The 5876-nt window shown below is 35.0% G+C and carries 3 protein-coding genes and 1 pseudogene; all 4 read right to left on the minus strand.

Features of this window, described 5'->3' with window-relative positions:
• Positions 1-1454 (minus strand): recombinase family protein (locus tag AC1DPQ_RS15470; protein WP_477610099.1); only part of this gene is annotated, 1454 nt, incomplete at its 3' end.
• 967 nt (positions 1455-2421) lie between these two features.
• Positions 2422-4326, minus strand: a complete 1905-nt coding sequence (locus AC1DPQ_RS15475) for a hypothetical protein (protein WP_477581985.1) — start codon at positions 4324-4326, stop codon at positions 2422-2424.
• Complete coding sequence (locus AC1DPQ_RS15480) at positions 4323-5477, minus strand: hypothetical protein (RefSeq protein WP_477581987.1); 1155 nt, start codon at positions 5475-5477, stop codon at positions 4323-4325. Before AC1DPQ_RS15480 ends, AC1DPQ_RS15475 begins: the two co-directional genes overlap by 4 nt.
• A 169-nt stretch (positions 5478-5646) precedes the next feature.
• Positions 5647-5766: pseudogene (locus AC1DPQ_RS15485) on the minus strand (hypothetical protein).
• Positions 5767-5876: the final 110 nt, after the last annotated feature.

Raw genomic sequence — 5876 nt, forward strand, 5'->3', positions numbered from 1 at the left:
GCCTTTAAAGTACCTAGAACGCGTACAGCCTCATTCATTCGAACAGTTCGATGTTGTGTTCCGTCAAAAGTGAGTTTTTGAGGATAGATCGAACTAATTAATCGCCTTTTTCCTTCAGAATCCGCCTCTATATATGTTTCATGAAGGTTTTTGAGCAACCCAGTCGCTTTTCCTATTAATTCACCAATATTCTCTTTTCCCCTGGATAAATCAATAAGTCTATTTTCAAGAATAAGGATATTTCTTTCACAGTCTGATTTGATTTTCCTGTACTCAAAATCAAGAATCACATCATTGAGCATTTTGTCCCTAGCCTTAGAAATTCTATCATTAAACTCCTCCAACTGTTTTTTTACATTGGATAATTCATTATTATCTTCACTTGAAAAAGCTTGATAAACCTGTTTCAAAATCATTACATACGCCTCATGTAACAGTGGATCTATAGTATACTTTTTTAATTCCTCCACAAAAAGCTTATTGACTTTTTCCGCATTATATCTCACCCCACATTTCGAAAAGCAATGGTAATAGTGATAGTGCTTGCTATAACCTTTTGAAGCACTACCTGAGAGCATGTAGCCGCACTTTGGACATATCAGAAAGCCACGTAAGGGAAGCGCATCAGGAGAAGATATAGTTGTCTTTTTGGGTTTGTTTCTGCCGTTCAAAACATCCATAGCTTTATAAAAGATGCTTTCAGAAACTATTGCTTTATGTTGCCCCATAACCGTATGGGCTTCCTCCTCCTTGTATTTCGCAATGGGTATCCTACCGCAGTAAATGGGATTTCTAATAATCTGCCAAAAATTTTTTCTGCCTGTCTTCAACCCTTTATCTGATGCCGCCTTCCAGATCTGATCAATGAACCACTTACCCGTAGATAATTCGTCATATACCCACTTCATTATTGACGCTTGGGGTTCTACAGGACAAATATACTTTCGCCCGTCTTCGGTTACCTTGTTAGTATAACCTATGGGAGCAGGCCCCATCCATCGCCCTTCTTTCCTTGCTCTTCTCATTCCATGAAAAGTATTGAGCGCTCTTCTATCATTCTCAACTTCGGGAGCTGCGAGATAGAAAGCCAGCATCATTTTGTTTTCGGGAATGGAGATATCAAGAGGCTGCTCAATGGCCTGAGGCTCTATACCGAGATCAGCCAAAATTTTTATCATCTGATAGGCATCCCCCGCATTTCTGCTGAATCTGTCCCACTTGGTGAAAAGTACCAAATCCGTTTGTCCTCTCTTCTTTTTTAGATCAGCCAATAATTTTTGCCATGCGGGCCGCACGAAGCTTTTGGCGGAATGATCCTCAAAAACAACTTTCCTCACCTTGATATCTCTGGCGAAACAATATTTCTGTAAAACCTCTTCTTGATTGCGCTGCGAATACCCCTTATCAGCCTGTTCATCAGTGCTTACTCTAATGTATAAATCTGCTGTAATCATCTTTTTAAAACTTGCTCTACTTCCAAAATAGCTAAAACATATAGCAAATCCAAGATTTCCTTCGCTTGATTTATAGACATTTTTACACCTTTTTTCTTTAACATTTCCATTAATTTCTCAGGGGTAATTCGCGCTATCGGAAGATGTCTCATAAGCTGTGGATAAACCTAAAATTAATTACACGTTATGTGATCATTTGTATATTACGTTCGGGATCCAGTGTTTTTTTTTGCCATATGTACTACTTTGGAATTATGCAATTTGGATTTACACCTTTTCTTTCACAAGAGTGATTCGGATAATTTTGAAATCAAAATTCATCGGTAGAAGCAAATTAGCATTACGCTATGGTGGGGTCCACAAGCCACAGGTGAGCGCTGGCCGTTGTAAAAGCATTTTATAAATCCGTTCCAATCTTGATGATAAATTAATGCGGATGATAGCAGAAACTATTCAGGCCTTTAACTACTATGATGTTAATTTTGCTCGAAACTTAGATAACTTCCTACTTTCATCATTTTTTTAGAATACATTACAAATTGGATATTGCGGAATTTTTGGATGATTTATTAGTGTTTTAAGTATTTCCGAGTTCCGAGGAAATACCCGACCTCAAGGGCGCAAGATTTTTTTGTGTATACAAAAATACATCTTGCAAAACACCCGAGTGGTTAAAGGATTACTTCATATAACTCTAATTTATAGTATTTATTTTCGTTTCGATTCATGTTAACTTTAGCCAGATTTGATAAAACAATTTGCTTGACCATTTTTGCTATTTGTCACAAAAAATAAAAAAAGTTCTAGTAATTTTCAAAAAATGCTATAAAGACCAGATCAAAATCTGGCTAAGTTAGAAGAAATAAAAAAAATTTAATGTCTTATATAGAAGATTAAAACTTATTCACTTTAACCATTATGAAATGCTTTAAGTAATGAACTATAAGATAATCTGAAAAATCAATAACTATCCGAGTTCCGCAACTACAAATGCATTGACATCTAAAATCTTAAAATCTACAATACTCCACAAATCAATAATGATCGAAGTGCGCATTAGGATCAAAGCTTCATCATCATCCACCGATTCTCCACTAATCACACGACTCCCTGTTTCCGGATTTTGAGAGTATCTGATTTTTGTTTCCTCAAATCCAGGCTCACGTACTGAAACAGTCAGGGGACCTTGAATTTTGTTGAAACTAAGTTTATACTCCATTTCAAAGGCTTTCCTGAAATTGCAAATTAAGAACTTGTTGCTTACAAAGCGATCGAATGATGTATATACTGGAATGTCATTAAAAGTTCCAATTTTGAGGAACTGGATATCCTGTGCATCGGTTATTAAATTTCCGATTGCGACAAAATTTGGACTGGAGAGTAATTTTTCGTTTTGATATGCAAACTCGGGAGAAGTGATAATAATATCAGCCTCAATTCCTCGATCTATTAGCCGAGAGATAGCCGTTTGAATTACTTCTACAGCATTTCCTCCCGTAATAACCGTTGGTAAGCTTTGATCTACGCGATGAAAAAAGACTTCATCCTCAGTACGCCCTACCAAAGCAGCTAAATCTTCTAATCCGATAATTCGCGAATAGCTACTGCCTTCAATAAAGGCTATACGACCTCTTTCGAGAAAATTAGATTTTCCGACCCTTACCAGTTCATGACCTTGAGATGGTATCTGAGTGTAATTGCCCCATCTCTCAAATATCTTTCTGATCCTAGCTTGCCTTTCCCAGGCGACATAAGCACGGTTCTTAAACTCATTTATTCTTTCAATACTAAGGCCTGCGTGCATTACTTCGTTTTCAACTGCCTTATAACGCTCCTGAAAAGCTGGTTTGAATGCATTCAATATGTTTTCCAGGCTTATATTTAGGGCATCAGAAGTTGAAAGTTCAACAATCGACATCAGCTTTTCGGGTTTCTTAATCATTTCTTTGGCCTTTTCATAAAGAAACTGATAAAGACTTGATATGACGTTTTTCTGTTTGGAATCAACTCTATCAAAATTGATAAAAAATGATCCATTCCTCAGGCATTCAATTAGAAATCCCGTCATCATCCAATCATGTAGTGATACTTTTGATCTACTTCGTTCGATCACTAAATCATAAAACGTAAACTCTGTCCAATTAAGATAGCTACCCTTTAGATTGAAAACAAATATTATATCTTCAAGCAATTGGTTTGATTCATTTATAGGAATTCTGATTAATTCAGAAATTTCATTGAATTCAAAAGCTGTGAGAAATTGCTCGTAACGCAAAAAGTTTATCCAATATTTTATACCAGTCAGCATACGGCGTTGAAGGGTTTGAAAACCCTTGGTTAGATCAAGAATAAACCTCTGTCCATTGCTAGCTAGACTGTACCTATTGAGAAAATGTTGAACACTTCTATCAGCTCTTGAGCTTGAGACAGTAAAATCAGATATTGTTGTTTTAAACCCACCGATATTTTTTGCCTCTACACATTGATATAGAATCGCACTAAATGCATTAAAGCATTCATAAAACTGATTATAAACGGTATCAAGATCACTCTCTGCTTTAACATTTGCAAAGCGAATATTGTCTGGCAACATCATCAAATCCTTTAAGATATTTGATGGTATCGTGTGGGCATATGATCCAAGTTCTTTGTTTTGCAAATCTTGGCTGCCAACTTTATCCATGACCATCCTATTAATTGATGGTGGTAAGTATATGTAATCGAGATGTTGTTTCTCATCAAGATGTTTCACACTATCTATCAGCATCTTTTCTATGAATGCAGTCAACTCGTTCAGTGTGTAGCGATCATTATTTTCGATTGCTAATTCAACCCCCTTGGAAACCATTTCCTTTATTTCATTGAATATCATAAAACTGACTCCTTTATGTTATAGATGCGTTTTAAATCATTTAGCTTTTCGAAAACATCCAAAATCTTTTTAACTTCTTTATGTTTTTTGTCCTCCACTGCCTCATAGTACTTCTTTTCAAAATAATCATAATATCTGTTATCAACAGGCTTAAGATCTTTGGCAGGTTTAAAAATGAAGATTTCAGTGTAGTATCCAAACTTTTTTCTTGCGGTAAGGGGTACCTTTTCAATGAGGATCACATCATCATGAATCTTCGCAATTGAATTGAGCTGAATCTCCTGATAAAATCTATTTGGGTACGAAACTGTCTTTTCAACAAAAGTCTTTAAGTTTTCCAGATTAACGTCATATATTAATAATGAGTTGCGATCATTTATCTCAGCGCTAAATTGAGTTATCACCTGCTGAGATACTCCGGCTCTAAACATATTATGATTAGTAAATTGAACTAAGCCCTCAGCTTGAATAATTTTTTTGTAGATTAAACTGCTGTGACGTTTAAAAAGTTCATCATAAATATTCTTTTTAGATTCCAAGATGAGACCATTCTCCAAAAGATCCTGCACATTTTTTGTGTTAATGAAATAGTAAACAGTTCTGAATAAATGTGCGATACCAACGAGTATGCTCATCACCAGATAAGAACCGATCAGAATTGCATTATAATAGTAATGCTCATGATCAGTAAATGTTTCGCGCAAGGTACCAAGGAATATTAAGCATCCAATAGTCGTTAGTGTATAGATAATGATAAAGTTTAACAGTGATCTTTCATACAATAGCTCATATAAGAATGGCTCTTTTACTGCCATGTTACTAAACAGCATCGCCATCACGGCAAGTGTCATACTTATGATCGTCGCGATATTTGAAGTACGTTGATCAACAATAGTCGCTACAGTTTTGATTTCTATGAACTTAATAAAATCTATATGAATCTTACTTGCTAACCAATCCACGACTGGATTATTAAATAGCAAGAATATGCTTATGACCAAAAAAATAACCGAATACCAATTTTTCTTGGCATTAAAATATTTCAGACAATTTTTGATCGACCGATAATTGTCCTGAATAATCAGGTTAGGGTATTCCGTTTCAAGAAAATATTGAGTTTGCTTTCTGAGAGATTTGTTTTTGAGAGCCATTAAGATTTAATATTTTTTATTTCATAGAACTATCGACTTGATCAAGATAAGTTATTTATTTTAATTAAAAGATGACCTATCGCAAAGTTTAGTGGGAGGAGCAATCATGAGAAAAAGTTTTTAATTACACAGAACAAGTATTTTTTATTTATCGCTATTTTTTTCTCAGTTACTTTATTTCTTGAGCCAAGATTTTTAATTCCTGCATGGCCTTACGAACCCTAGTTCCTGCTGCACTGTTACCAGCAGTATAGAATTTTTCTGCGACTGCTTAAATTGCAGTGATTATCTATTTAATTTTTACAAATTTTTCCATTGTCAATCTTGTGATCTAATTGTCTTTTTAGCTAAGGTATTATATTTTATTATAACAATTCAAATCTAAGCTGTCATTACAAT

Source organism: Pedobacter sp. 01T416_2, assembly GCF_056398925.1.